At 51.4% G+C, this 26930-nt stretch carries 26 protein-coding genes; 16 read left to right on the top strand and 10 right to left on the bottom strand.

The features are described 5' to 3' along the window. Position 1: 1 nt before the first annotated feature. The 8 genes from hemC to KG631_RS03295 all read left to right on the top strand — a co-directional run bounded on the left by hemC (position 2) and on the right by KG631_RS03295 (position 8443). A complete protein-coding gene (hemC, locus tag KG631_RS03330) occupies positions 2 to 934 on the top strand; it encodes a hydroxymethylbilane synthase (RefSeq protein ID WP_213995214.1) in 933 nt (310 codons plus the stop codon). Further along, positions 931 to 1683 carry a uroporphyrinogen-III synthase gene (locus KG631_RS03325; protein ID WP_213995213.1) on the top strand — a complete coding sequence of 251 codons (753 nt, stop codon included), beginning with the start codon at positions 931 to 933 and terminating at the stop codon, positions 1681 to 1683. The genes hemC and KG631_RS03325 overlap by 4 nt, the downstream gene beginning before the upstream one ends. Next, positions 1680 to 2810 (top strand): uroporphyrinogen-III C-methyltransferase, encoded by a 1131-nt coding sequence (locus KG631_RS03320; protein WP_213995212.1) that lies wholly within the window; start codon positions 1680 to 1682, stop codon positions 2808 to 2810. The genes KG631_RS03325 and KG631_RS03320 overlap by 4 nt, the downstream gene beginning before the upstream one ends. After that, the gene (locus KG631_RS03315; protein WP_213995211.1) at positions 2807 to 3886 is read left to right on the top strand and encodes a heme biosynthesis HemY N-terminal domain-containing protein; all 1080 of its coding nucleotides are present in this window, start codon (positions 2807 to 2809) and stop codon (positions 3884 to 3886) included. The genes KG631_RS03320 and KG631_RS03315 overlap by 4 nt, the downstream gene beginning before the upstream one ends. Then, complete coding sequence (locus KG631_RS03310) at positions 3886 to 4392, top strand: DNA-deoxyinosine glycosylase (protein WP_213995210.1); 507 nt, start codon at positions 3886 to 3888, stop codon at positions 4390 to 4392. Before KG631_RS03315 ends, KG631_RS03310 begins: the two co-directional genes overlap by 1 nt. A gap of 399 nt (positions 4393 to 4791) precedes the next feature. After that, positions 4792 to 6189 (top strand): Type 1 glutamine amidotransferase-like domain-containing protein, encoded by a 1398-nt coding sequence (locus KG631_RS03305; RefSeq protein ID WP_213995209.1) that lies wholly within the window; start codon positions 4792 to 4794, stop codon positions 6187 to 6189. A gap of 142 nt (positions 6190 to 6331) precedes the next feature. Continuing rightward, complete coding sequence (locus tag KG631_RS03300) at positions 6332 to 7648, top strand: TonB family protein (protein ID WP_213995208.1); 1317 nt, start codon at positions 6332 to 6334, stop codon at positions 7646 to 7648. Positions 7649 to 7729: 81 nt separating this feature from the next. Continuing rightward, a complete protein-coding gene (locus KG631_RS03295; RefSeq protein ID WP_213995207.1) occupies positions 7730 to 8443 on the top strand; it encodes a hypothetical protein in 714 nt (237 codons plus the stop codon). Here the strand turns inward: KG631_RS03295 and KG631_RS03290 are convergent, their stop codons facing one another. Continuing rightward, the gene (locus tag KG631_RS03290) at positions 8444 to 8854 is read right to left on the bottom strand and encodes a thioesterase family protein (protein WP_213995206.1); all 411 of its coding nucleotides are present in this window, start codon (positions 8852 to 8854) and stop codon (positions 8444 to 8446) included. A gap of 151 nt (positions 8855 to 9005) precedes the next feature. Between KG631_RS03290 and KG631_RS03285 the strand changes: the two genes are divergently transcribed. Next, positions 9006 to 10190 (top strand): TonB family protein, encoded by a 1185-nt coding sequence (locus KG631_RS03285; RefSeq protein ID WP_213995205.1) that lies wholly within the window; start codon positions 9006 to 9008, stop codon positions 10188 to 10190. Positions 10191 to 10209: 19 nt separating this feature from the next. Here KG631_RS03285 and fre read toward each other — a convergent pair whose 3' ends face one another. The 3 genes from fre to ubiD are packed head-to-tail and all read right to left on the bottom strand — an operon-like array spanning position 10210 to position 12747. Further along, positions 10210 to 10935 (bottom strand): NAD(P)H-flavin reductase, encoded by a 726-nt coding sequence (fre, locus tag KG631_RS03280; RefSeq protein WP_213995204.1) that lies wholly within the window; start codon positions 10933 to 10935, stop codon positions 10210 to 10212. A 46-nt stretch (positions 10936 to 10981) separates the two neighbouring features. Next, positions 10982 to 11260 carry a 2Fe-2S iron-sulfur cluster-binding protein gene (locus KG631_RS03275; RefSeq protein WP_213995203.1) on the bottom strand — a complete coding sequence of 93 codons (279 nt, stop codon included), beginning with the start codon at positions 11258 to 11260 and terminating at the stop codon, positions 10982 to 10984. Next, positions 11257 to 12747, bottom strand: coding sequence for a 4-hydroxy-3-polyprenylbenzoate decarboxylase (ubiD, locus tag KG631_RS03270; RefSeq protein WP_213995202.1), 1491 nt, complete (start codon positions 12745 to 12747; stop codon positions 11257 to 11259). The genes KG631_RS03275 and ubiD overlap by 4 nt, the downstream gene beginning before the upstream one ends. 141 nt (positions 12748 to 12888) lie before the next feature. Between ubiD and KG631_RS03265 the strand changes: the two genes are divergently transcribed. Continuing rightward, complete coding sequence (locus KG631_RS03265; RefSeq protein ID WP_213995201.1) at positions 12889 to 13530, top strand: class II aldolase/adducin family protein; 642 nt, start codon at positions 12889 to 12891, stop codon at positions 13528 to 13530. 86 nt (positions 13531 to 13616) lie between these two features. Next, positions 13617 to 14387, top strand: coding sequence for an EAL domain-containing protein (locus tag KG631_RS03260; protein ID WP_213995200.1), 771 nt, complete (start codon positions 13617 to 13619; stop codon positions 14385 to 14387). A 42-nt stretch (positions 14388 to 14429) separates the two neighbouring features. Here the strand turns inward: KG631_RS03260 and KG631_RS03255 are convergent, their stop codons facing one another. Next, positions 14430 to 16931, bottom strand: coding sequence for a TonB-dependent receptor (locus tag KG631_RS03255; RefSeq protein ID WP_213995199.1), 2502 nt, complete (start codon positions 16929 to 16931; stop codon positions 14430 to 14432). Positions 16932 to 17147: 216 nt separating this feature from the next. Here KG631_RS03255 and KG631_RS03250 point away from each other — a divergent pair, with 216 nt between their 5' ends. Continuing rightward, on the top strand, positions 17148 to 18326 hold the full coding sequence (locus tag KG631_RS03250) for a cystathionine beta-lyase (RefSeq protein WP_213995198.1): 1179 nt from the start codon (positions 17148 to 17150) through the stop codon (positions 18324 to 18326). A gap of 25 nt (positions 18327 to 18351) precedes the next feature. Here the strand turns inward: KG631_RS03250 and KG631_RS03245 are convergent, their stop codons facing one another. The 4 genes from KG631_RS03245 to KG631_RS19150 are packed head-to-tail and all read right to left on the bottom strand — an operon-like array spanning position 18352 to position 21210. Beyond that, on the bottom strand, positions 18352 to 18792 hold the full coding sequence (locus KG631_RS03245) for a hypothetical protein (protein WP_213995197.1): 441 nt from the start codon (positions 18790 to 18792) through the stop codon (positions 18352 to 18354). Next, a complete protein-coding gene (locus tag KG631_RS03240) occupies positions 18767 to 19690 on the bottom strand; it encodes a lipid kinase (protein ID WP_213995196.1) in 924 nt (307 codons plus the stop codon). The genes KG631_RS03245 and KG631_RS03240 overlap by 26 nt, the downstream gene beginning before the upstream one ends. A gap of 26 nt (positions 19691 to 19716) precedes the next feature. After that, positions 19717 to 20502, bottom strand: coding sequence for a DUF1206 domain-containing protein (locus KG631_RS03235; protein ID WP_213995195.1), 786 nt, complete (start codon positions 20500 to 20502; stop codon positions 19717 to 19719). Positions 20503 to 20517: 15 nt separating this feature from the next. After that, positions 20518 to 21210 (bottom strand): phosphatase PAP2 family protein, encoded by a 693-nt coding sequence (locus tag KG631_RS19150; protein ID WP_213995194.1) that lies wholly within the window; start codon positions 21208 to 21210, stop codon positions 20518 to 20520. Between the two features lie 261 nt (positions 21211 to 21471). On the opposite strand from KG631_RS19150, the gene KG631_RS03225 reads away from it, so the two are divergent. Both KG631_RS03225 and KG631_RS03220 read left to right on the top strand, forming a co-directional pair. Continuing rightward, positions 21472 to 21615, top strand: a complete 144-nt coding sequence (locus KG631_RS03225; protein WP_213995193.1) for a DUF3096 domain-containing protein — start codon at positions 21472 to 21474, stop codon at positions 21613 to 21615. Positions 21616 to 21736: 121 nt separating this feature from the next. Next, positions 21737 to 22573 (top strand): ion transporter, encoded by an 837-nt coding sequence (locus KG631_RS03220; RefSeq protein WP_213995192.1) that lies wholly within the window; start codon positions 21737 to 21739, stop codon positions 22571 to 22573. On the opposite strand, the gene KG631_RS03215 is transcribed toward KG631_RS03220, so the two are convergent. Continuing rightward, positions 22560 to 23276, bottom strand: coding sequence for a VC0807 family protein (locus KG631_RS03215; protein ID WP_213995191.1), 717 nt, complete (start codon positions 23274 to 23276; stop codon positions 22560 to 22562). The genes KG631_RS03220 and KG631_RS03215 overlap by 14 nt on opposite strands. A 279-nt stretch (positions 23277 to 23555) precedes the next feature. Here KG631_RS03215 and KG631_RS03210 point away from each other — a divergent pair, with 279 nt between their 5' ends. Further along, entirely contained in the window at positions 23556 to 25724 is a 2169-nt protein-coding gene (locus KG631_RS03210) for an ice-binding family protein (RefSeq protein WP_365868109.1), read from the top strand. A gap of 30 nt (positions 25725 to 25754) precedes the next feature. Beyond that, positions 25755 to 26882: an OmpA family protein gene (locus KG631_RS03205; protein WP_213995189.1), complete on the top strand. Its 1128-nt coding sequence runs from the start codon at positions 25755 to 25757 to the stop codon at positions 26880 to 26882. The last annotated feature ends 48 nt before the right edge of the window (positions 26883 to 26930 follow it).

Genomic DNA, 26930 nt, shown 5'->3' with positions numbered 1-26930 from the left:
CATGAGCCAGATTGTACGTATTGCGACCCGCAAAAGCGCGTTGGCCTTATGGCAGGCTGAATTTGTTAAAGCGGAATTGCTGCGCCACCACCCGGCATTGCAGGTTGAGCTGGTGCCAATGTCGACCCAGGGCGATAAAATTCTGGATACACCCCTGGCGAAAATAGGCGGTAAAGGCTTATTTGTCAAAGAGCTGGAAACTGCCATGCTCGATGGCCGCGCCGATATCGCAGTACACAGTATTAAAGATGTGCCGGTGGCTTTTCCGGACGGTCTGGTGCTGCAAACGATTTGCCAGCGGGAAGACCCGCGGGACGCCTTTGTTTCCAATCAGTTTAAGACGATTGCGCAGTTACCGCAGGGCGCAGTAGTAGGTACCTCCAGTCTGCGCCGCCAGTGTCAGCTAAAAGCGTTGCGGCCTGATTTAACGGTGCGCGACTTGCGCGGCAACGTTAATACCCGGCTGGCCAAGCTCGATAATGGCGAGTTTGCGGCGATTATTCTGGCTTCGGCCGGGTTAATCCGGCTTGGTTTTGCAGCACGAATTGCCAGTTACCTTGAGCCTGAACAAAGTTTACCGGCCAATGGTCAGGGCGCGGTGGGTATTGAGTGTCGCAGTGACGATACAGCTATTCAGCAACTTTTGGCGCCGCTGGAACATCAGCCGACCCGCTTATGTGTGCTGGCTGAGCGCGCTATGAACCGCCGCTTGCAAGGCGGCTGTCAGGTGCCAATTGGCGCTTTTGCTACACTCAACGGCAATCAGCTGCAGTTACGGGGCCTGGTAGGGGCGCTGGATGGCAGCCAGATCATCCGCGCCGAGCAAACCGGCAACGCAGAGCAGGCTGAGCAGATTGGCCTGGCCGTTGCCGAGCAGTTATTGGCACAGGGCGCCGGTGCTATTTTGCAACAGGTTTATCAGGCAAACGCATGAGCATCGCCACGCCTTTTCTGATCACCCGGCCAGCCGGTAAGGCAGACAATTTACTGGCCAGCCTGGATGAGCTGGGTGTGGCCTACAGTTATCAGCCCCTGATCACCACACAGCAGGTGTCACTTAAAGCAAAAGACATCAGCTTGCTGGAACAAGCCGAACTGATTGTTTTTGTTAGTGTCAGCGCCGTCCACGCGCTGGAGCAACAAATTAGTCCAGAGCAACTGTCAGGACACTTATTTGCCGTTGGCAGCACTACCGCAGGGCTGCTACAACGCTGGAGCGGGCGGGAAGTAATAGTTCCGCAGGATCAGCGTAGCGAAGGCCTGCTGGCGTTACCGCAGTTGCAACAGGTTAGTGGCAAGCAGGTGGTGGTGGTACGCGGCAACAGCGGCCGTGAACTGATTAAGCAGCAATTACTGGCCCGGGGTGCTACCGTTAAATATGTGCAAAGTTACAACCGGTTGCCGCTACCACTCGATGGTGCTCAGCTATGGCAGTTGTGGCAGCAACAACAGGTACGTTGTATTGTAGCGACCAGTAACGAAATTTTGCAGCAGCTGTTTGCGTTAATGCCAGAAGCCGGTGTGGCCTGGCTACAGCAGCGACACTGGCTGCTGGTAAGCCCGCGCATGCAGGAGCAGGCATTAGCGCTTGGTATAAGTCAGCAGCAGATCAGCCTGGCAGAAAATGCCAATGATCAGGCGTTGCTGCAGCAAATTATTCAGCTTAACAAGGAAATATTATGAGTGAGCAGGCAGAGTTAACCCCGGCTGAAGAATCCGCAGCACCACTGGAGCAATTAAAACAGCAAATTGCCGAACAGGAACAACGCCCTGCTGGCGCTGGCCGCACCATAGCTGTGCTGGCGTTACTGTGTTCACTGTTGCTGGCAGCTGCTGTGGTGGCTGCCGCTTACTGGTTATGGCCACAATGGCAGCAAATGCAAAGCCAGCAGCAGCAATTGCAGCAGGCGCAGCAGGAGGTTAAACGGCAAAGTGCCGAGCTGCTGAGCAGCAGCCAGAGCCAGTTACAGCAAAGCCTGAGTAGCCAGCAACAGAGCCTGAGCGCCTTTGAGCAGGAATTAGTCAGCGAGCAGCAGCGCCAGCAACAACAGTTGCAGCAGCAAATGCAGGCCGTACGCGAGCTGGTGCAGCAAAGTGACGGTGCTCCGCCCCGCCACTGGGCCTTGGCAGAAATTCAGTTTTTGTTAAAACGCTCTGATGACAGCCTGTGGTTAAACAAAGATATTAATAGTGCCCGTCTGTTGCTGCAACGGGCACAGCAACAGCTGGCAGAGCTGGACGATGCCTCGTTAATTAACGTGCGTCAGGCGATCGCCGCGGATCTATCAGCGCTGGACGCGTTAAAAACCCCCGATCTGAGTGCGGTACATGTTGAGCTGGCCCAAATGCGTAAAACCAGTATGGGCTTGCCGTTGAAACAGCAGCAAACTAAGCTCAGCGTTACTGTGGCAGAGCCAGAAGGCGAGCTGAAAAACTGGCGCAGTACCTTAAAGTATTACTGGGAAAGCAGTTTACAGCAATTGTTTTCCGCCAGGGTTGCGATGCCGGAAGATTACTTCAGCTTAACGGCAGAACAGCAACTGATGGTACGGATTGCCCTGAACCAGCAATTATTGCTGGCACAGCTGGCCGTGTTATCGGGCGAGCCGGTGGTGTATCGCAGTGCTTTGCAACAAGCCAGTGACCAACTGCAACGTCATTTTCAGGCGACAGAGCCTACAGTACAGCAGCTAAGTGAAAAGCTGCTGGCACTGGCCGCGATTGATATCAGTCAACAACAGCTGCCAGCTTTGCAAAGTGGTCCGCAACTGCAGGATTACCTGCAAAGCATGGCGGAGACAGAGTTATGATCAAGGCCATTCTGCTAATAGCAATACTGGCTCTGGCGATGTTATTAGGGCCGGTGTTAACTAATAACCCGGGTTATATCAAACTGGTGCTGGCCGGTTATGTTATTGAAATGACCGCACTGGGCTTTGCCATCGTGCTCGTAGCGGCGTTGCTGGTACTGTATTTGCTGGTCAAACTAGTACGCCATTTACTGCGAATTCAGCATTCGTCATTAAATTTTTTCAGCTCCCGCCGCGAACGCAAAGCCAGAAAAGCGTTTGCCAGTGGCTTGCATGCCTATGCGAGACGGCAGTGGCCGCAAGCTGCCAGTCAGTTGCAGCAGTCATTGACTGGCGGTGATTTTCGCCAGGAAAAACGTTTTCTGGCAGCGTATGCGGCGTTTTATGCCGGTGAGTATGACCAAGCGAAATCTCTGATAGCAGAGTTAGCAGAGGACGACCCGAGTCGCCAGTATCTGGAAGCGGAGATGCTGTTACATCAGGGCCATGCCAGTCAGGCTGCAGTGATTCTGGAAGCCTTGTTGCAGCAACCGCCTGTGGACGCTGCATTGGGCCAACTATATCTGCGGGCGTTGCAGCAAGCCGGACAATGGCAGCAATTGTTAGTGGCGGCGGGGCGGGCGGCGACCGGGCATTGGTTCGATAAAGCCAGCTGGCGGCAACAACGTTTTGCTATTTATCCGCAGGCCATTCGCCATTTAAGCGGTGAAACAGCTTTTGATCAACAACAGGATTACTGGCAGGGCTTACCCGCCAAGGAGCGTAAATCTGCCGCTGCAGCTTTGGGTTTGGCCTGGGCCGAAGCCAATGCCGGCCAGGCAGATGCTGCAGAAAAACGGCTGGTGGCCGTATTGTCGCTGGCCGATATCGCACCAGCCTGGCCCCATTTACGACAGATCCCGCTCGGCCATTCAGTATTAAGGCTTCGGAAACAAGTTCAGCACTGGCTACGCGATAACCCCAGCAATGGTTATTTGTATGCAGTGCTGGCGTTTCTGGCGGAGCAGGAAGGTGAGCAGCAACAGGCGCAGCAAGCCTGGCAAAAAGCACGGCAGTATCAGCCCGGGCTGCGTTGATGTCAGCTTTGCTAAGTGGGCTGGCTGCGGTGGCGCAGCCAGATGCCAGGCTGTTAATTCTCGGCAGCATGCCGGGGGCTAAATCACTGCAACAGCAACAATATTATGCCCACCCCCGCAATGCATTCTGGCCAATAATGGCTAATATTCTGGGTTTTGACCCCACGCTGAGTTATCAGAACAAGCTGCAGGCTATGCTGGCACGGCAGGTGGCACTATGGGACGTGATTGGCTACTGCCAGCGGCAAGGCAGCCTGGACAGTGCCATCAGTGCTGAGCAGCCCAATGATTTTACTGAGTTTATGCAACATCATCGTCAAATTGCGGCCATTGCCTTTAATGGTGGCAAAGCCTGGCAAAGTTTCCGGCGTCAGGTTATCGGTAAGCAGCAGTTACCGGAGGGATTACAACTTATTAAGCTTCCTTCGACCAGTCCGGCCCATGCCAGTCTGCGTTTTGCCGATAAATTACAACAATGGCAAAAAATAAGCTGTTATCTTAACTGAAACCGCGCCCTCCTCTGTGCTGCAGTTTCTGCCGGCAGATTTTTCCTACCTCAGGTACCTGTCGGTATTTTTTACATTAATTTACAAGTTTTCTTGACAGTATCTTTATTCAGGTCAATATTGAATAGTAATTAACCAGTCATCAAATTATGTTACGAACCCAATCTTATGCAAAAACTGTTATGCGGAGCCAGTAAAATACTGTGGTCGGTTGCCAAACCGGCCAATCTGCACAACTGTTTGCATGAGTGCGCCACCGACTATCACTTGTCTGAGTGGTTCGACGAATAGCAACCTCCCTCTGAGTAAGCTCTGAAATCTTTTGCCCGGCGCTTTGCCGTGCAAAGAAACCTGGCCTGTGGGCCATTCCTAAAACAAAACTATATGCAGGAAGTAAAAATGAAAGCACTAAGTCTGTTAGGCGGCGTTGCGCTATTGCTATGTGGCAATGCGCAGGCCTGTTTATTACAAGAAAGCGAAAACAATAATAGCGAAAGTGGCGCCGATGGCCCGCTGTGCAGTGGCGTAGCGGTGCAGTCCAGTATTGGCAGCCGTAACGATCAGGACTGGTTTTATTTCGACACCAGCGCCACCGGCGATATCACCGTCAGCCTGAGTCATGATAACAACGATGACTTTGACTGGTTTTTATACCGGGCCAGTGGCAGCTATATTGCGTCGGGCCAGAGCAGTGCCAACCCGGAAACCGCCAGTTACACAGCCTCTCCGGCCGGGCCACACTTTGTCAAGGTGACCCGTTACAGTGGTACCGGCAGCTACCAGCTAACGGTAAATTTTAGCGATGCAGCTGGCGGTGGTGGCACCGATCCGGAGCCAGAGCCTGAACCGGAGAACTGTAATTATGGTAGCAGGCCCTCGAAACCGGGTGGCTTAAGCGCCACATTGCTTGGTAGCAGCAACGATGTTTGTGTTAGCCTGGACAACCCGGCACTGTTGCTGATGGGCGGTGGTGCTGATGTCGATGCTGCCTTTGCTAACCGGATAAAGCCGCATATTAATGGCGGCAATGTGGTGGTGCTGCGTACCTCTGGCACCGCAGCATATAACGATTATTTGCAGGATTTAACCGATGCCGCCTCGGTAGAAACCTTAATTGTAAATACCCGGACCAAGGCCAACAGTGACTACGTTGACTGGGCAATTCGCAGTGCTGAATTTGTCTTTATTGCCGGTGGTGATCAGTCTGACTATCTGAACCAGTGGCAGGGTACCAAGGTACAGGACGCCTTAATGCATGTGTATAACAAAGGCGGTGCAGTGGGCGGTACCTCAGCTGGAAACCATGTCCTGGGCGAGTTTATTTATGATCCGGACGGGGTGCTGGGAGCGATCAGCTCGGAAGCAGTAACCGATTTCTGTCATGAAACGATTAACATTAGCGGCAACTTTCTGGGGCTGCCATTGTTAGACGGTATTATTACCGATACCCACTTTAAACAGCGTGACCGGATGGGCCGCTCGGCGGTGTTCCAGGCCAAACTGGGCAGCACTGGCCGGGTTGTGGCGGTATCAGAGGCAACATCACTGTTTGTCACCGCAGACGGTAATGGTGTGGTCGATGGTAGCCATGAAGTTTATGTGCTGCGTGCCGATGGCCAGACCCAGTATCAGCAAACCAGTTGTGGCCAGCCGGTAATCATTAACGATTTACTGCGCTACAAATTGTTACCAGGCCAGAGCTATAACCTGCTGGACAACAGCACGACAGTCAGCCCCAGCCGGTTGAGTATTAACGGTAACAACAGTAATTTTTATAATCCAAGCAACCCATACTAAAAAGCTGACTCAGGCGGGCATCATGTTCGCCTGAGTTTCCTGCCGTAAGTCCTCACTGTTTCAGATAACATTTAACTAACAAGGGTTGCATTCAAATAATTATTGTTTATGGTATCGGCAGGTTAATTAAAAGGGACTAATAATGAAAAAGTGGTTATTTGCAGCCTTATTTGGGTGCAATGTGGCGCAAGCCGATATGCTGGAAGCATTAAAAGCTTATGAAAACAAAAATTACAGCGAGGCACAGCAAGACTTTATCAAGCTGCTGCCGCTAGGCAATGAATCAGCTGCATTCAACCTTGGGGCGATGGCCTATCAGGGTGAAGGGCAGGAAAAAGATCTGAATCAGGCGCTGGCTTACTTTATGTTGGCGGCCGAGCTTGAGCATCCACAGGCAAAAAATATTCTACGTGACCTGGTAACAAATACCTCAGAGCAGCAACTGGAGCAGGCTAATCAGCTTTTTGAACAGTTAAAGCGCAGGCTGGTTATTGTGGCGACGGATTTGGATAAACCAGTAGTGGACAATTTGCCGCAGCCTGTTAAACGGGTTAACCCTGAGTATCCGGTAGAGGCAGCAAGAAAGGGCCAATACGGTTATGTCCAGCTGCGTTTTTTAGTTGATGAGCAAGGTCGGGTGACGGCTGTCGATACATTAGACGCCTACCCGGCAAAAGTATTCGACAGAGCCTCCATCCGCGCTATCAAAAGGTGGCGTTATGAGCCCAGTGGTCAAAAGCATTTAATGAAAGTGCGACTAAGTTATTCACTGAGCGGTGGGGTTAAGGTTTCAGCGGTCGAGGAGACAGTTGCTGACCACAATTTATGGGATTACGCCGTAGCAGGGTCACCACAGCATCAGTTGGCGCTGGGCATGTTGCTATCGCTGATTGAAATTCAAAGTAGTAATGGCTTCTGGTATAACCCTGAGTTGCCGCTGGCAGCAAAAGCAGACTTTTCGATATACAAAAAGCGTGCTGAATTGCAGCCGGACTTTGATGGCTTCTGGGGTTATGCCGTGGTTCGGGTAGCTGCAGATGGCACCATAACAGAGCAACTAAAAACCGAGTTTGAACCCCGCAGCGAGATAACTAATTTAGTGGGCTTAAAATTGAAAGGTAAGGTGGAGACTGATGTTTATCGCTTGCATCGCAGAAGCGATATTCGCTCCGGACGGTTGGCGGCAAAACCCTCAATCGAAGTATCCCGCTCAATGTCTGGCAGGTTCTGGTGGGAGCAAGCAGCTAAAAATGGCAGCCTGACGGCACAGCGAATTATGGCTGCCTACGATGAGCAATGGGAAAATTACCTGCTGAGTAAAGATGATGCAGAAGTAATGGCCTGGACCGGCACCCGGTTAATTCTGGAAGGGCAGCGTGAACGTGGGTTGCAGTTACTGGAGCAGGCTATCGCGAAAAACTATAAACCCGCCACTGAACTGAAAAAACAATTTATGTAGTAAGTTATTACGGCAATGGAATTAATGGCTGTCCTAAGGGTCTGACGCTGACGACATAGCATCAGGCCAGGGCAGCAAATTTTGGCAGCTGTTAAACACCCTTTACAGCGTTTTATCAGTGAATATGGCAATGCTGTTCTGCTGGCACTGCTGATCCACGGCCTGATATTTGTCTTGTTACTTAGCCTGCCGGTTAGTCAGCATGCTGTGCTGCCGGCCGAGCCCATTGCGTCATATTTATACCAACCACCACCGCCTAGCCTGCCAGCTGCTCCAGAACAGACGCCAGAGCAGGGCATACCAAAGCGCTCAGCAACCAGAGCGCAAAAGCTAACGGATAATGCCGGTACGCCAACCCCGCAACCTGAAGCTTCCCCGGCAACCCCTCCGGCAATTGAGCAGGCAGTGCCTGCAGTAGCTGAAAGTCTGGCTAAGCCGGCAAAGCATAGCAGTCTGGCACAACGAGCTTTGAACCAGGTCGCCATGCCTGATCAGGCAGCCATTGACCGCGCCGCAACTGCCAGTTACCAGCAATTTATTCAACAGCAGCAACAGCCGCGGCTAACGGTAGACAAAAAGCACTGGCCGGTTAGTCAGAACCCGGCGCAGCAGGTGCTGGCGCATTTGGATGATGGCAAGCATATAGTGCACATCAGGCAAGGAGTTTGTGTTATTGGCGACCCTACTCTGGATGGCTTTGCGGGGATGATGGCCGCAAAGCGCGTGCCGTGCGGCGATGAAATCAGCACCAGTGAACTGTTAAAGCTGGCGCTGGAAAAACATAGTAAGCGTTAATCAGCTTTCAGCAATATGCTGTTCGAGCCGGTTTTTTAGCTCTCCCTCAATCACTACGGGTTTACCTGTTTTCTGATCCAGACAGACAATGGTCACTTCGGCATCAGCGGCAATGGCATCTTTGCCGGCAATCCGTACTTCCTGTTTAACCACCGCGCTTTTGCCGCCAATTTTGCTAAAGCGGGTAAATATTTCCAGGGTATCGCCCATGGTGGCGGCTACCCGGTAGTTAATATTAATGTTCACTATAATCCAGGCCAGCTTATGTTTGGCGAACCACTCGATATCACCACTGTCTTCCAGATAGCCCCAGCGTGCTTCCTCCAGAAACTCCAGGTAACGGGCATTATTGACGTGCTGATAAATATCCAGATGATACCCACGAACTTTAATCAGGGTTTTATGTTGCATAAAGAGGTTCCTACTCTACCGAAAGGCACCAAGTGTGGCATAGTTTAACTGGCCAAACCAGATTGCCAGCGCCAGTTGTTGCATAAAAAAGCAGCTAGCGTTGCTAAAAGGTTCTGATATGCTGTCAGCTAAAGGCTAAAAGGATTACCGAATGCGTGGTTTATTGGTTGTACTGGGTATGCTGACAGCCATGGCGCAGGCTGATATGTTGGATGCACTAAAAGCGTATCAGAATAGTCAATATGACGAAGCCAGGCAGCAATTCTCTGAATTATTACCGCTTGGCAACGCGCAGGCAGCCTTCAACCTGGCGGCCATGTTGTATCATGGGCAAGGTCAGGCGCCAGATTTACCTGCAGCTGCAGGCTACTTTCACTTTGCCAGCTACTTAAACCATCCTGACGCTGAGGCGGTCTACCAGCAATTGGTAGCAAAATTAGATGAGCAGCAACAACAGCAAGCTAAGGATGTGAGCTTGCAGTTACGACAGTCGTTGAAAATTCAACCGGTAAAAGCATCAAGCAAAGCTACCCACTATGTGATGGCAATCGATTCTGCAAGCGGGACTGATAGAACACTGACTTCTGCAATCAAAACCGTACAACCTACTTTCCCACGAAATGCGGCTATGCATGGTGTGACAGGCTATGTCAGGATGAGGTATTTAGTCGATGGTAATGGCAACGTCAGAGTAGTCGATGTAGTAGATGCTTTTCCAAAAGAGGTTTTTGAACGATCCGCGAGACGGGCGTTGCTTAAGTTTGAGTACCCGGCAACGGGTCAGTTCGAAACAAGAGAAATCAGTATGACTTTCTCTCTGGAGGGTGGCAGTGTTATCACGCCTGAGGCGCTACTGGCCGTGGTCGAACAACAAAAGCTCTGGGTTTATGCGATAGCGGGCTCACCACAATATCAGGAAGCTTTGGGTACGATGCTCAGTTTGCTGGGAAAGTACAACGCCAATAATTTGATCGTTGAGCCATCAATGCCGCTTGACCCGGCAAACCCGGACTGGTCTGTTTTCACCCGGCCAGCGCTGGGGAAAGAACACCATTATATCCAAATACCAGAAATGTTTAGTGCAGACTTCTGGTGGCAAACTGCAGCAGCAAATGGTAACTCGCAAGCTCAGCGTCTGCTGAGTATATATGATGGCAGGTGGGCAAATTATCTGTTTGAACGTGGTGACGGCCAGGTTTTAGCCTGGCGTGGAGTGGCACATATTATTGGTGGCGATATTGAGCAGGGCAACCTGATACTAGATAGCGCTATTGCCAGTGGTTATCCTGCTGCTAAGGATCTAAAGAGTGCGCTGACTAAGGGTGACCAGCGCTGATACTGCTGTTATGCAGGTTTCAAATATACGCAAACGCATCGGCAAACATATGCTCGCGGTGAGCGCCTTGTTCGGCAAAAGCTTCGCGGGCCACTCCGGCCATCGCAAAGGGGCCGGCGATATAAATATCGTAGGCTTCCAGCGAAACAAAATCGGCTAACACTGCTTCGTGTACCAGACCGGTGCGGCCTTGCCAGGCTGTACCGGGTTGCTGCACTACCGGGATAAAGCGGAATTGCTTATGCTGGCTGGCCCATTGTTGCAATTCTTTCTGATAATACAATGCCTCTGCGTGGCGCACGCCCCAATATAAAAATACCGGTTGGCTGGTGTTAGCAGCGCTGAGCGCCTGAGCGATGGCATAGACGTAAGAAAAGCCAGTACCACCGGCCAGTAAAATCACCGGCCTTTTACTGTCTTGGCGCAGCTGCGCCTGGCCCAGGCCAATTTCTGCCATCACCGGCAAACCCGCGCGGAATTGTTGTTCAATATGGGTAAGTGCGGCACTGGACCAGCTATCGCCCGCCGGTGTGCCAATATGCAGCTCCAGCAGCTTGCTACTGGCAATACTGGCGATGGAGAAGGGTCTTTTGTCGTCAGCGCTTAACACCAGCTGCAGATACTGGCCGGCCTGGTATCCCGCCGCTTGCTGCGGGCTTAGGACTATTTTGCTGATCCCTGGGGTTAGCGCTTCTATAGAATTCACGTTGCAGGCAATAGCAGTAGTGTTGGCAGTGTTGGACATAAAGCTCTCGTTTTCTGGTGGCCTGTGGGTTACTTTTTAATAGCAGTTAGCCACTAATAAAAGGGTGATGCAATACTACATCGCTGACCGGATACGCCAGGCAACAATAAGTAAACTGCTGTTGTTTGTCCACTTCGCTTAATGGTTGCGGCTCGTTATAACGCACTTCACCGCTCTTCAGTTTGCAGACACAACTGGTACAAACGCCTTGCCGGCAGCGGTTGGGAAAATCGATACCACTGCGCAGCGCCGCGGCCAGAATAGTTTCCCCATCCTGCACCGTAAAATTGAGTTGGGCCGGGGCGATGGTAACCTGGTAACTCACCGCCTGGCGTCCTTCGCTGGCAATGGAATACCCAGGCTGTCCCAGATGGCATCAACCCGCTGCTTTGTCGCCTGATCCATGACAATGGGCTCACCCCACTCGCGGCTGGTTTCGCCCGGCCATTTGTTAGTGGCGTCCATCCCCATTTTCGAGCCTAAGCCTGATACCGGCGAGGCAAAATCCAGATAATCTATCGGGGTGTTTTCTACCAGCGTGGTATCGCGCGCCGGGTCCATCCGGGTGGTAATGGCCCAGATCACATCCTGCCAGTCGCGGGCATTAATATCATCATCGCAGACAATCACAAATTTGGTATACATAAACTGGCGCAGATAAGACCACACACCCATCATGACCCGCTTAGCATGGCCCGGATACTGTTTTTTCATGGTAACCACCGCCAGCCGGTACGAGCAGCCCTCCGGCGGCAGATAAAAGTCGGTAATTTCCGGAAATTGCTTTTGCAGAATTGGCACAAACACTTCATTCAGTGCGACGCCAAGAATTGCTGGTTCATCCGGTGGCCGGCCGGTATAAGTACTGTGGTAAATCGGGTCTTTACGCATCGTCATATGGGTAACAGTAAACACCGGGAAGTTATCTACCTCATTGTAGTAACCGGTATGGTCGCCATAAGGGCCCTCCGGTGCCATTTCGCCGGGCGCAATATAGCCTTCCAGTACAATCTCGGCACTGGCCGGTACCTGTAAATCATTGCTGATGCATTTTACGACTTCGGTGTTATCACCGCGTAGCAAACCGGCGAAACCATACTCGGACAAGGTATCCGGCACGGGTGTCACCGCCCCCAGAATAGTAGCCGGATCCGCACCCAGCGCGACAGAAACCGGATAATTTTGGCCCGGGTTGGCTTTTTGAAACTCATAAAAATCCAGCGCGCCACCCCGGTGCGACAACCAGCGCATAATTAGTTTGTTTTTGCCAAGCACTTGCTGGCGGTAAATACCCAGATTTTGCCGCTCTTTATGCGGCCCTCTGGTAACCGTTAAGCCCCAGGTAATTAACGGCGCCGCATCGCCCGGCCAGCAGGTCATTACCGGCAGCTGGCTTAAATCAACCTGCTCACCGCTTAGCACAATTTGCTGGCAGGCTGCCTTTTTCACCTGTTTCGGTGACATATTCAGCACCTGCTTAAACAACGGCAGCTTGCTAAAGGCATCTTTTAAGCCCTTTGGTGGCTCGGGCTCTTTTAAAAACGCCAGTAATTTCCCTACTTCGCGCAGCGCAGATACGTTCTCCTGGCCCATACCCAGCGCTACCCGCTGCGGTGTGCCAAACAGATTGGCCAGTACCGGCATGTTATAGCCTTTGGGGTTTTCAAATAAGATGGCGGGGCCGGCAGCACGCAGGGTGCGGTCGGCAATTTCGGTCATTTCCAGCACCGGGTCTACTTCAGCAGTTACCCGCACCAGCTCACCGCGCTGTTCCAGCTGGCTGATAAAATCGCGTAGGTCTTTGTATTTCATACTTGGCATTGGGCCCTGTAAGTTGTTGCCGGCTATTATACAGCTCTGGCCGGGGCTTGCCAGTTTTGGCCTGCTATGCGGCTGGTCTGGCATTTTGCCGGCTTTATAATAGCGGTTAAGTAGTCAGAGCAGGGTGATACGATGACAGAGCAGGAAGGGGTTATAAAATATCAGTTAAATTATCAGCAAAAAGCGCGGCTGACCTCTGCTGATATCGTTCAGCTGAATAGCTGGCGTCAGATCATGTTGCAATTAGGCATGCTCGGCCAAACCCCGGCGCGTTATGACAACTATGGTTTTGGTAATATCAGCCAGCGCTATCGTGATACTAACCAGTTTATAATCAGTGGCAGCCAGACCGGCGGCATTACTGACATGACCGCCGCTGATTATGCATTGGTCAGCGAGTGCAGACCTGAGCGAAACCAGATCAGTGCGCAGGGGCTAACCAAGCCCTCGTCAGAGGCGATGACCCATGGCCAGTTATATCAGTTAAACGATGACATTAACTTTGTTATTCATGCCCATTGTCCGCAAATCTGGCAGCATGCCAGTGCGCTCGGTGTGCCGCAAACCCGGGCTGACGTTCCTTATGGTACTGTTGCAATGGCCGACGAAGTTGCAAGGCTGTTTAGCGAGACCGCGGTGTTGCAGCAAGGTCTGTTTTGCATGGCCGGCCATGAAGATGGCGTAGTGGCCTTTGGCAGCACTGCCGCAGAGGCCGGACAGCGCCTGATCACCTGCTATGCTGCAGCACTTAGTCCTGACATTAGCCCTGCCTGACGAGAATTGCCGATTTATAGTTGGTAAAAGTGGCTGATAATCGCTAAAGTTTGGGTATGTGTTTCTCAACGTAGATAAGGTTGTTGATGGATTTTCCCGCCCAAATTAAACAACAAACTTGCAGTGACTGTTTAAGTGGTCAGTCTTTAGGCTTTCAAATCCGGATGGCGTTTCAGCCAATTATTGACTGGAAATATCAGGTTATTTGTGGCTACGAAGCATTAGTTCGTGGTCCGGAAGGTCAGGGCGCCGGCTGGGTGTTCGAGCATATTAACGACGATAATAAATATTATTTTGACCAGGCTTGCCGGGTTAAAGCCATAGAAACGGCAGCCAAGCTTGGCTGTAATACCTATTTGAATATCAACTTTTTACCCAATGCGGTGTACAACCCGGAAACCTGTATTAAGGCTACTATTGAAGCAGCCGATTTATATGGGTTCGATTTAACCAAGCTGGTGTTTGAAGTCACCGAAGGTGAGCAAATTCCGGATAAAGATCATTTAAACCGGATTTTTCGCAGCTATGCCAAACGGGGCTTTAAAACCGCAATTGATGACTACGGTTCAGGCTATGCCACCCTGGACTGGCTGGTTGAACTAAAACCGCACATTTTAAAATTGGATATGCAGCTTATCCGCGATATTGAAGCTAACCCGGCCAAGCAGTTCATTGTTGAGGAAACCATTACCCAATGTGAACGGCAGGGCACCATGGTATTAGCCGAAGGGGTAGAAACCAAAGCCGAACTGGACTGTCTGCTGGGTTTGGGCATCCGATACTATCAGGGTTATTATTTTGCCAGACCCGAGCTGGAGCGGCTTGTTACTACTGCTGAGTTAAGCGGCATGAAATAACAAAGGCGCTTACGCGCCTCTGTTATTGAGCGAGAGTCAGTTTTAAAAGTCGTAACTTACTCTGCCATATACTAACCGGCCGGAGCGGCCATAGGGTGAATAGTTCGAAAACGGCGTATTACCGGTACCATTTAAGTTAATCGGAAAGGCGTCCGGATACTCATCCAGCAGGTTATCGGCGCCAAACGCCAGCTTCATATTGTCAGTAAGCTGATACCGCGCTTCCAGGTCAATCAGGGTTGTTGCGTCCAGAGTAAAGTCGTTAGCCTCACTGGCGTTGGGAGTGAGTACCTCACCGTAGCGGGTCGCCCGGAAGGTTGCACCAAAACGGTCAAGGCTCCAGTTAACATGAGCGCCTAACTTATTCTTCGGATTACCTTTCTCAAAGGTCAGTACGTTTACCCGGCCAAATAACTCAGGGGCCGGATCAAGCGCCGACAGTTCAGCAGTTTCGGGGATCCGGGTCACGTCGGTGCTGTTAAAGTTGGCCACCAGGGTTAAATCAAAGCGGCCCTTATCGGCGGTGTACACCGGGTAGTTAGCGACAATGTCCACGCCCTGGGTTTCGGTATCAACTCCGTTAATGAAGAAGCGACCCCCACCAATACCAATTAAACCGAGCGATTCCAGATAAGCCCGTACATTAGGCTGAGTCAGGTTTTCTGACAGCACGATTCTGTCGTCAATGTCTATCCGGTAACCATCTATCGTCAGGGTCAGATCACCAAGCCGGAACACCGCACCCAGGGAAAAGTTCACCGATTCTTCGGCGTCCAGCGGTGTAGCGCCCAGCGCAACAGCGGCCGGGTCATTTACCGGGAAGGTAGTAATATCAAACGGAATGCCGTCAATAAAGTTGGTTGAAGTGCTGGTAAAATACTGCTGTTGCAATGACGGCGCCCTAAAGCCGTTCTGCACGCTGCCGCGTAGACCGACACTCTCGTTAACATCGTAGCGCAGCGCCAGTTTACCGGTAACGTTGTTGCCAAAATCTGAATAATCTTCGGCCCGTAATGCGACCGAACCCAACAGGTTGTCGGTCAGGTTGGCTTCCATATCGACATAAACGCCAACTGCCCGCCGGCTTTCGTCCACTTCATTGGCTGGCCGGAAACCGGGAAACACCTGAGCGCCGGACTGGGTAGGGTTACCGTTTGGTAACAAAACGCCGCCGTTGCGGTAGGAGTCGGGTTCGCCGGCAAAAATCGAGTACCCCTCACGGCGCACCTCAACCCCGGTTGCCAGGTTAACCGGCGACGCGAAGCTGGCGACATCAAAAGAGGTTACTGCAGATAAATTAAATACCCATTGGTCGTAGTCAAAACCGCCGGCGTCAAACTCGGTTTTACTGCTGGGGCCAATGGAGCGGTTAACGGTGTTTTCAATGGTAAAGGCCATTTCGTTCATGCCATATACCACAGAAGCATCCATACTCCAGTCGGCCAGATCCCACTCATAACCCAGGGCAAAACTGGTGTCGGTAACGTCAGGGGCAATGATCGGTAAAAACCCATCCGGGTGCACTTCAATCACATTGCGATCATCAATTGCCCGCCGGTAAAAGCCACCAGAGCGGGCGGATCTATCCTGAAAGCTGGCCCAGCCGTATAGTTTGCCACTGTCCAGCAGCATGCCGGCATTGGCGAACAAGGTGAATTGCTGCAACTCCGGCTCGCCATACCAGGCATTAAAGCGCTCGATGCTTTGTTCGCGCGGATCATATTCACCCTCCACCAGCGGATACTGCTGCCGATAGTCGTAACCACCGCGTTCGGTGCGCTCACCATCTTTATATTCGGCGGCCAGGGTCAGGTAGCCATTGCTGGGCAGGGCAAAGCCCTTCCAGCCAGATAAGTTAATGGTTTCACCATCATTAACACTGCGTTTAATCTCGCCCGGTGCGCTCCAGGTGGCATCAGCGGGCGGCGGCGTGGTCGGCACTGTATAAGCCGAATCGCGATAGCCATAGGATAGTGTGACATTGCCACCTTCGCTTGCATCGCGCAACCGCACGTTAATGACCCCCGCTATCGCATCCGAGCCGTACTGGGCGGAGGCGCCATCGCGCAGCACTTCAACACTGCGAATCGCAGCGGTCGGAATAGTATTTAAGTCCACCGCCGAACTGCCGCGGCCAACGGTACCGTTAACATTTACCAGTGAGGCGGCATGGCGGCGTTTGGAATTAACCAGCACCAAAGATTGATCCGGCCCCAAGCCACGCAGGGTGGCAGGGCGTATGGTGTCAGTGCCGTCGGCCAGACCAGGACGTGGAAAGTTAAAAGATGGCAAAGCTACTGACAGCACCTGATTAAGCTCAGTCGAGCCAGAGCGTTCCAGCGCTTCAACACCAACGATATCGATAGGTACAGCCGTATCATCAACCGAGCGGCCGGCAACCCGGGTACCGGTAACCACAATTTGCTCAATTTTTTCGTCGTCGGTTGTTTGGTTAGTGGTACTTTGCGCCTGTACAACAAACGCCGGGCTGAGCAAAGCGGCACTGATCGCCAGTACCAGAGGGTGTAACGCTGCACTGCGCATAGTAAGCTCCTTGTTGTTATCATTAAAACGTAGGCGGCAGAATCAGGCTTGTCAAACTTCAGCAAACTTTGTATCTGTTGTGCAATACTGCTGTTAACAGCCTTGGGATCAATAACCTGAAATTTAGTATCGTGATCTTTAGCGAAAAACAGGTTAGCATGCTACAGACATCCAGATGGCTTTTATATCCGACTAAGGTCGCAACGGAGCGTACCCATGCACAAAAACACTAAACTTATCGATGCCGGCCGGGCAAAAAAATACACCGGCTATGCGGTTAACCCACCGGTGGTGCGGGCTTCTACCATCGTATTTGATACCTTTAGTGAATTGAAGCAGGCCACCTTGCAGCGGGGCAACCGGGTGCCCTTTTATGGTCGCCGGGGTACCGATACCCATTTTGCTTTGCAGGAGGCAATATGTGAGCTGGAAGGCGGCGCCGGTTGCGCACTTTATCCTTGCGGGGCTGCCGCCGTTAGTGGTGCTTTGCTGGCCTTTTTACAAAGTGGTGACCATTTACTGATGGTCGATAGTGTGTACGAACCTACCCGGGCCTTGTGCGACAAGCTGTTAAAAGGCTTCGGCATCGAAACCACCTACTATGATCCGCAAATTGGCAGCGCCATTGCTGGTTTAATTAAGGCGAATACCAAGGTTATTTTTCTGGAATCACCCGGCTCTCTTACCTTTGAAATGCAGGACATTCCGGCTATTTGCGCCGTGGCAAAGCAGCATAATATCGTGACAATTTTAGATAATACCTGGGCCTCGCCTATTCTGTGTCAGCCCTTTGCGCTGGGAGTGGATGTCTCCATACAAGCGGCCACTAAATACATTGTCGGCCACTCCGATGTGATGCTGGGCACCGCCAGCGCCAATGAAAAGCACTGGCCAAAACTTCGCGAACACAGCTATTTAATGGGGTATTGTGCCTCTGCTGATGATGCTTACACGGCACTGCGTGGTTTGCGTACCCTGGCGGTGCGGCTGCAACAGCATGAACAAAGTGCGCTGACTGTTGCCAGCTGGCTGGGGCAACGCGCAGAAGTTGAAACCGTGCTGCACCCGGCATTGCCAACGCATCCGGGCCACGCCATTTTTCAACGGGATTTTTCCGGCAGTAATGGCTTATTTTCGTTCGTGTTAAAACAGGGCAGTCAACAACAGGTCGCCGCTTTTATTGAGGGGATGAGCCATTTTAAAATGGGTTTTTCCTGGGGTGGCTATGAAAGCTTAATTACCGCCACCATGCAGCTACAAAAGCTGCGCACCGCCAGCAGCTGGCCATACCGCGGGCCGCTGATCCGGCTGCATATAGGCCTGGAGCATGTCGACGATTTACTGGCCGATTTAGCGGCGGCTTTTGAGCGTTTTAATCAGGCGGCTAGCAAATAGGCTGGTCGACACCGTCAGACAAGGTTTAATCTTTTAATGCCTGAATTACTTTTTTGGTGTCGTTAAGATTGTCAGCCAGCGCATCCAGTTTTTGCTGGAATGCCGCGGATTGCTCTCCCAGGGCGGTACGCCGGACAAGATCGGCAAGTTTGTCATCTTCATGCAGACACTTGTCTAATATAGCGTTTTTTGCATCTGCTGAGAAAAACTTGGTTAATTCGCCGCCAATCTTCTGCATCAGCTCTTTATCGGGGTCGGGCCGGGCGGGTAATTCGCCTAACTGCTTAACCACTTCTTGAAACGGCGCAATAAAGCTCTCTCTGTTACCGGCAATCTCAGCGATTGCCGCCTCAAGATTATCTTCTGCTAACAGCTCGGCCATTGAGCGGTAGTAGTCAGTAGTTTCAATAATCAGCTTCAGGATTTCTACGCCATCGGCTTCATTGTCGCTGCGTATTATCGCCATATTCATCCTTATCAGGCACTGGTAGATTGCCCACAATCATCTCTATTGCCTGCGGCATCACGGTAAATTCGGCAGGCGTATTAGTTTTAAATTCACCATCAGCTTCAAGCTGTATTGGTTTGGTGGTCTGCACGCTGAAGCTGCTCGCTGTTTTACAGATAACCCGCTGTGCCGTTTTTAACTTGCCGGTACGTAAGCTCGGCCCTAACAACAGTAATTGCCACCACCTGTGGGGTTTAATGCAAAACAAATTCAGTTGCCCGTCCAGTAAGGTGGACGCGTCGTCAACCACATTGCCACCCCCGTAAAAGCGGCCATTACCAACAGCCAGATGAATGGCTCTGACCGAACAATGCCAGCCATCAGCTTTTATATTTACTCTGAAGCTTTTGTTTCGTTTAAATGCGCTGATAAAGGCACCCAAATAAGCAAAAACGCCAAAGTGTTTTTTTGAATCCGGGGTTAACTCATGGGTGACATCTACCCCTAAACCGATATGCGCAACATTGACAAACAGTTTATTGTTGACCCTGGCTAAGCTTATCCGTTCCCGCTTACCCTCAATAATTAACTGCGCTGCGCCGTCCAGTTCCTGCGGCACGCCAACAGAACGGGCAAGGTCATTCGCCGTGCCAAGCGGTAAAATCGCCAGGGTACATTGTTGCTGATAAATAGACTCTAACGCCGAACTAATGGTTCCGTCGCCACCGGCAATAATAACGATACCGTCGTCCCGCCGGTAATTGGTAATTTCTGTCAGCATATCAGTATGACTTTGTGTTACGACAACATTCACTTCAAAGCCGGATGCCCTGAGTAATGCGATAGCGCCATCCAGCTCTTCAGCCTGACCGTTGCGGCTGTGCGGATTTACAAGTAGTAATGCGTGCTGCAACACTTTATTCCTTAGTGGCAAAGCCTGAGTTACGATTCAATCCGACGATAAAGTGACTCGATAAAGCTGTAGACACCGAACGCGAATAAGCCTATCGATACAATAATAATAAGCCAACTCCCATAAGGCGCGGAGCTGAGCCACTCAAATGCTTCGTTGACGCCTTTCTGATCACTGCTGCCGGCGAAGAATGTTGAGCGCAATATAATCCAGCCAATAATGCACCACACCACGCCCCTGGAAATCAGGCCGAATTTACAGATTGGCACAAGCCACTGCTTTTTATCGGCCGGAAAATTGATGTATTTTTTAAAGCCGGATCTGAAGCCTTTAATTAAGTGGGCAATACCAACGACCACTACCGCAACACCTATCAGGGCAAAGAGCACGGTGACACTGTCTGAATTCAGATATTCAGATGCCGTTGCCGAAGCCGATTTTCCTGAGTCATCATCGGTCTGATACAGCAGCAGTTTAATCACCCAGTACACCAGTACGCTGTGCGACACGGCACTAATAATGAGCCCACTTCTGATCGCCAGCCCTTTAACGGAATAGCCGTGATTATCGGTATCCGTTATGCCCTGAATAAATCGCCAGATAATATAGCCAAACAGGCCTACCACCAAAACCACTAACAGCAGCTCTCCGAACGGCTGAGTCTTAAGGTTTAAAATGGCACCTTTGCTGCCGGTTTGTTCGCCCTGCCAGCCCATTGCAGAGAAAAACGCCAATAGCCCGATGGTCAGATAAATGAGGCCCCGGGCTGCGTAGCCCATTTTGGCCCAGGGTTTGGGGCTACTTAACTTAACCATTATGTTTCCCTTTGTTTAGTCGTTTGCATGGGTTCTGCGGGTAAACTGACGCGCCAGAAAAAAGCAACTTACAGCCCAAACCGCACCGGCGGCCCAGCCGGCCACGACATCGGTCGGCCAGTGTACGCCAAGGTAAATGCGGCTAATTCCAATTAACAGGGTTAGGAGCACTGAGCTAATAATAATCAGCGCTTTAACGCGACGGCGACTCTGTGACTGGGCCAACAGTGCTCCCATAGTAAGATAAGCGCTGGCTGCTAACATGGAGTGGCTGCTGGGAAAGCTTGAGGTATAAACCATTGTCGCGTGCTGGACCAAATCGGGCCGGGGCCGATCAAAACCACTTTTCAATAACAGACTGGCCAGCAACGCCCCGCCCGTTGCCAGTAGCACTACCAGTGCCAGCCGGCCTTTATTAATCAGGCACAGAAAAAGCATTACCCAGATGCTGACCAACGATAACACGGCATTCCCCCCCAGCGCAGTAATATCTTGCGCTACCTGTTGTAACCAGGCAGGGCCAACAGTCACTGCCAGATTGTCAGCAGTTCGCATCGACAGCAGAATTCTTTCATCCAGCATAAAGCCATCACCGGCGACAACTTCCACGGCAATGGCCATAAATAGCCAAAGTGCCATTGCGACTAACGCCAGCCACATCCAGAATGTTTTTTCCCGCTTTCCCAGCCAGGCTAAGCTATCTCTCACCGCAAGTTCCCTTGTGCATTAGGTTGCTAAAAGAATTTAAGGTTAATGGTGCTTATCTGTTGAAATATAGTGGTTAAGCTTATGTAACCTTTTATTGTCTTGCAAGTTTTGTCTTGTTTGCCATTACCACTGCATGCCTGCGCCCTTAGCTGGTTTTCTAAATCAATTGCTATAAACCCCGCCAGGTCGCACAATGCTTTTGCTTTATTCACTCTTAACCCACTCTTAACCGGCTGGGCTTCATCATCAAAGGACAAGATTATGACTCTGCACCTAGACCTTATTCCCGTACTCTCCATCATTGCCGGTATTCTGATCCTGATCCGGCCAAAGATCCTAAATTATGTTGTAGCTATTTACCTGATCGCGGTAGGTGTCATTCAGATTTTTGGCTTACAGCTTTAATGGTCTGGCCCGGCACCACTGCCGGGCCTGGGCGATGATATTTTATTTGTCTGCACGTTTAATCGATTGATCTGTTGCCCGGCTGACATACAATAGCGCCAATGTAATTCTGAGGTGCAGTATGAGTAGTAACAGCTTCCCCGGTGTCAGCCCGTTGCGGCATAAAGTTGGTCATTTTTTGCAGCGCACCAGTGTCCAGCGTAGCTTGCTGGCGCTGATTTTAATTAATGCTTTAATTCTTGGGCTGGAAACCTCCGCAGCGATAATGCAGGCTGCAGGTCCCGCGCTGTTGCTGTTTGATAAAATTATTCTGGCCGTGTTTGTGCTGGAAATTGCCCTGCGAATTTATGTCCATCGGCTGGCCTTTTTTAAAGATGGCTGGAGTATTTTCGATTTTATTGTAGTGGGTATTGCGCTGGTGCCGGCCAGTGGGCCATTCGCAGTATTGCGGGCGCTGCGGGTATTGCGGGTGTTACGGGTGCTGACCTTTGTACCGTCAATGCGCAAAATTGTTGGCGCCTTAATTAAGTCTTTAAATGGCATGCTGTCTATCGCCATGGTGCTGGCGCTAATCTATTACGTAGCGGCAGTGATGGTTACTAAACTATTTGGCGAAGCTTTTCCCGACTGGTTTGGCAGTCTCGGGGCATCGTTATACACCCTGTTTCAGATCATGACTTTGGAAAGCTGGTCGATGGGCATCGCCCGGCCGGTTATTGCGGAGTTCCCCTATGCCTGGGCATTCTTTGTGCCCTTTATTCTTATCGCCACCTTTACCATGCTTAACCTGTTTATTGCCGTTATCGTCAATGCCGTACAAAGCATGCATGACGAAGAGCATCAGCAAGAGCACGATGCGGAGCAGGCTACCCAGCAGCAGCTGTTGTTGCAAATGCAGCAATTACAACAAGAGCTGCAGATGCTTCGCAGCGAGTTAAAAAAACCTACGGCAGAATAAACGCTTCCAGTGGCTGCTTGGTCAGTTTACCAATCTGGGCAAACATATAAATAATGGCGCCCATCAGCATGACCATGACCGGCAACACTATTACCGGATAGCTGAGCCAGGTCATCCGGCCCAGCTCTTCGGCATAAGCTGTGGTGCCGGGCTGGCTGATAACGATAGCTTTAGCCAGCACATAATTCAGCACAGCGGAGACAAAAAACGCCGACGCGACGATATAGCCAGCGCGGGCGACCCGTTGTTCAAACAGCTGGCGGTTTGCCTGCTCAGCTAAGGCCCGATATAACTTGTCGGTATCCAGTAAATCGGGGTTAATCAGCAGCTTTTTCACCAGCGGAAAGGGCGTGTATTGGCTTATCAGGACGATAACGCCGATAATTGCCGGGATCATCGCTTCTTTAATTGCAATATATGCCGGGTCAAGCTGCAATAAGCTGATGCCGCCGGTCAGCAGCACGCTGATAATCCCCAGTATGGAGTAAAAGTTAACTTTACCCGATTGCAGCAGCTCCCACAGGCCGAACAGTAATGGAAAGGCCAGCGCCACCACCACGCCCCATACCGGGCCCAGAGCGTCTTCGCCACTAAAACGGCTGAGAATAACCGCCGGGATCACAATATTAAAAATCATATTGCTTAAAAAGCCGGATTTTTTCTGCTTCACCGGTTTCGGCTGGGTATTCTCTGCTGTGGTCATCACTAGTGTTCCTGACATTAATCTGGCAACAGTATACCAAGCTTTGTCTTTCTGCCCAGTGCCATCAGCAATGACAATATATAAAAAGCTATAAGTGTGGTACCGCATAGATAGCGTCGGTTAGCAGTGGTACAAGCTGGGCAGCTTACAAATGTTTTATGCAGGTGCATAAAACGATAAAGGATACACATTATGGTCGGGTACCAGAAAAAGTTAATTAGCAGAAGTTGCAGGTGGTTATTCAGCCTGCTGATATTAACGAGTCTTGCCGCGTGCAACGTGGGCAACCAGGATCCAATTCTCGGACCCGATCCGATAGAGGGCCTGATATCTATCGAGGTTGCATCGGTTAACCCAACCATTGCTGAAGGTGAAAACCAGCAGTTTACTGCCACCGGTACTTACGCCAATGGTACAGCGCTGGATATAAGTAACCGGGTAAGCTGGACATCCAGTGCGCCGGATATTGCTACCATTACTAATAGCCCGGGCGACAGCGACAATGCAGCCCATGGTCTGGCAACAGGCATCAGCGCAGGTAGCAGCCAAATCAGTGCAACTTTAGGGGGTAAGTCAGCTGAGACCACCCTGACGGTAACAGCAGCCTTAACCGGAATTTTGGTGACGCCTGCGAACGGCGGAGTGATTGTTGGCCAGAACCTGCAATTTACTGCCACAGGGGTATATTCCGATGGCTCATCAGCCAATCTGACCTCGCAGGTAGACTGGGTATCGTCAGATAATACAGTTGCTTTACCCAATGCCAGTATGACCAGTAGCAGTGGCCTGATTAGCGGCGTTGCTGCCGGAACGGTGCAAATTAGCGCCAGTATCGCAGACATTACGGCTGAAGCAACGCTGACAGTGCGGGCCACCAACCTGCTGTCAATCAGTGTCACACCGCTAACCAGCTCAGTTGCCGTGGACGTAAGCCGGCAATTTACCGCAACCGGTATATATGCCGATGGCTCAACGGTAAATATCACTGCCAGCGTGCTGTGGGCATCGGCTGACAATGACATTGCCACGCTTAATAGCAGTGGTAGCTCAATTAGTGGCTTAGCCACCGGGCAGGCAGCAGGCGTAGTGCAAATTAGCGCTACCGTAGCCAATGGCTCAGGCGCAAACACCTCTGGTAACGACATCATCGGTGCCGCCACGCTGTCAGTAACTGCGGCCAACTTAGCCAGCATAAGCGTCACCCCGGAAAATCCGACGGTACTGGCAGGTTTAAGCCGCCAGTTTAATGCCATTGGTACCTTTAGTGATGGCAGCACGGCCGATTTAACCAGCACCGCCAACTGGACATCGGATACGGTAGAAGTGGCCACTATGAATGCCAGTCAAACCGCGACCAGCGGCCTGGCTACGGCGATATCAACAGGGATGGCGTTAATTCAGGCCAGTTATGCCGGAATAGACGGCAGCACTACGCTTACCGTTAATAGTGCCACGCTGACAGCTATTACAGTTAGTCCGGCGTCGGCAACAGTGTTAGCAAACGACACGGCGCAATTTACCGCTACCGGCACCTACAGCGATGGCAGCAGCGCCAATATCACCACCGCAGTTAGCTGGACATCTGCTGATACCACAGTTGCCGTAATGAACGCCAGCGGCCAGGCTAACAGCGGTCTGGCGACAGCAATGTCACCGGGGATGGCCGATATTGTCGCAACACTGAACACAATACAAGGCAGTGCAGAACTAACGGTTAATGCCGCGCTAGCCGACAATCCACAGGCACCAGTGATGGGCGAGTTACAGCGCTTTATTATCATTGCCAGTCAGGCCATAACCACTACTGCGGGCTCTGCCATTAGCGACGGTGATATGGCCATTCTCGATTTAGCACGTACCGCCTATGCTGGCTTTACCCCAGGCCCGGTGGCAGGTGAGTTTGCCGAGCTAACTAACGGCATCTCTTTTGCGCCGGATGATACTACTCCACCTTACGTAGTACCTGCACCTTATGCCTCTATGGTGGCCTTTATTAACCAGGTTCGTACTGATCTGGGCGTAGCAGCGACCTTTCTTGCAGCCGATCCTAACCCGGCGGCCGCTACCCAGGTACTGCCTTCGGAACTGGGCGGTTTGGTGATGACCCGCGGCGTATACCGCAATGCGGGCAATGTCATTATTCAGCAGGGCGACCTGACGTTAGATGCGCAGGGCGACCCTGATTCGGTATTTATCTTTGTCATTGGCGGTACCTTTACCACGGGCGCACCTGGCGGCAACCTGATCCTGACCGGTGGTGCACAGGCCAGCAATGTGTACTGGCGCACCGGTGGGGCTACGGTGTTCGGTAGCAATACCAGTTTTGCCGGTAATGTTTTTGCCTGGCCACAAATCAACCTGGGTACCGGGGCTGAAATAACCGGTCGTTTGTTCTCCGTGACCGAGCAAGTCACCCTGGATGCCAATATGGTAACTAAGCCTGAATAAGGCTTGTTACCAGGATAAATGGATAATGATATGAAAAATTTTACAAAGTTAAACCGGGTGCTTGTCATCCTGATTGCCGCTGGTTGTTTACCGGCGACGATGGCTGTTAGTGCCCAGACTGCTGACTACAGCAACTATCAAGAAAATGGTTGGTCTGCGGGGATGAATATCGGTAAATCTGAAGCCAGTATTGATAGTGCTGCCATCAGGGCCAGTCTGGAAAGTAATGGCTTCGGGGTTAATGCCATCGCCACCGACGCGAGTACTGAAGGTTATAAAATTTATCTGGGCTATCAGTTTGGGCGTTATCTGGCACTGGAAGGCGGCTTTTTTGACCTCGGTGCTTTTGGCTTTCAGGCGGCTACGGAACCGGAAACTCAGTTTGGCGGCAATCTTAAGCTGCAGGGCTGGAACCTGGACGTGGTTGGCATTTTGCCATTTACTGACCGTTTCTCAGCGTTTGGCCGGATTGGTGTTACCCAAAATGACACTAAAACCCGCTTTAGCAGCAATGGTTTAATTAGCACCGCGCGTTATAACCAGCAGGACAATGACACCCAACATAAGTTTGGTCTGGGTTTGCAGTATGACATTTCTGCCGCGTTTACGGTGCGGTTGGAGGCAGAGCGATATCGGGTAGATGATTTAGTAGGAAACGATGGTGACATTGACCTGTATTCATTAGGGCTGGTGTATCGGTTTGGCCACAATCAGCAACGCTACGCGGCAACAGTGGCGCCTGAGCCTGCATCACCTGCAGCAGTGCCTGCTAAGCAACCCTCGCCTGTGGTAGCAGCAGCTGAAGTGCTGGTGCTGGAAGATGTCCACTTTAATTTTGATACCGCAGAGTTAAATGCCGATACCAAAGTTATTTTGCGCCAGCACGTGCGTACCCTGCAAGCCAACCCCAACGCTAAGGTACGGATTGCTGGTTACACCTCGGCCAGTGGCACCGCAGAGTATAACCAGGCACTGAGTGAGCGCCGGGCCGAGTCAATTAAAACCTTTCTGGTGAGCGAGGGCATCGCAGCGAACCGCTTTAAAACCATCGGTTTTGGAGAGCGTAATCCGGCTGAGCGTGAAGCAAAGCCTGCGGTGCTACGTTCAGATACCGCCAAAGCCAATATGCGTGGTTTGTTTGAGATAATTGTTGAGTAACCCCTGAACAATAGGGGTTGCGTAACCAAAACCCGCCTTGATGGCGGG

The organism is Arsukibacterium sp. (assembly GCF_018402695.1).
GTDB lineage: Bacteria > Pseudomonadota > Gammaproteobacteria > Enterobacterales > Alteromonadaceae > Alishewanella.
This window is presented reverse-complemented; position numbering and strand designations above follow the sequence as displayed.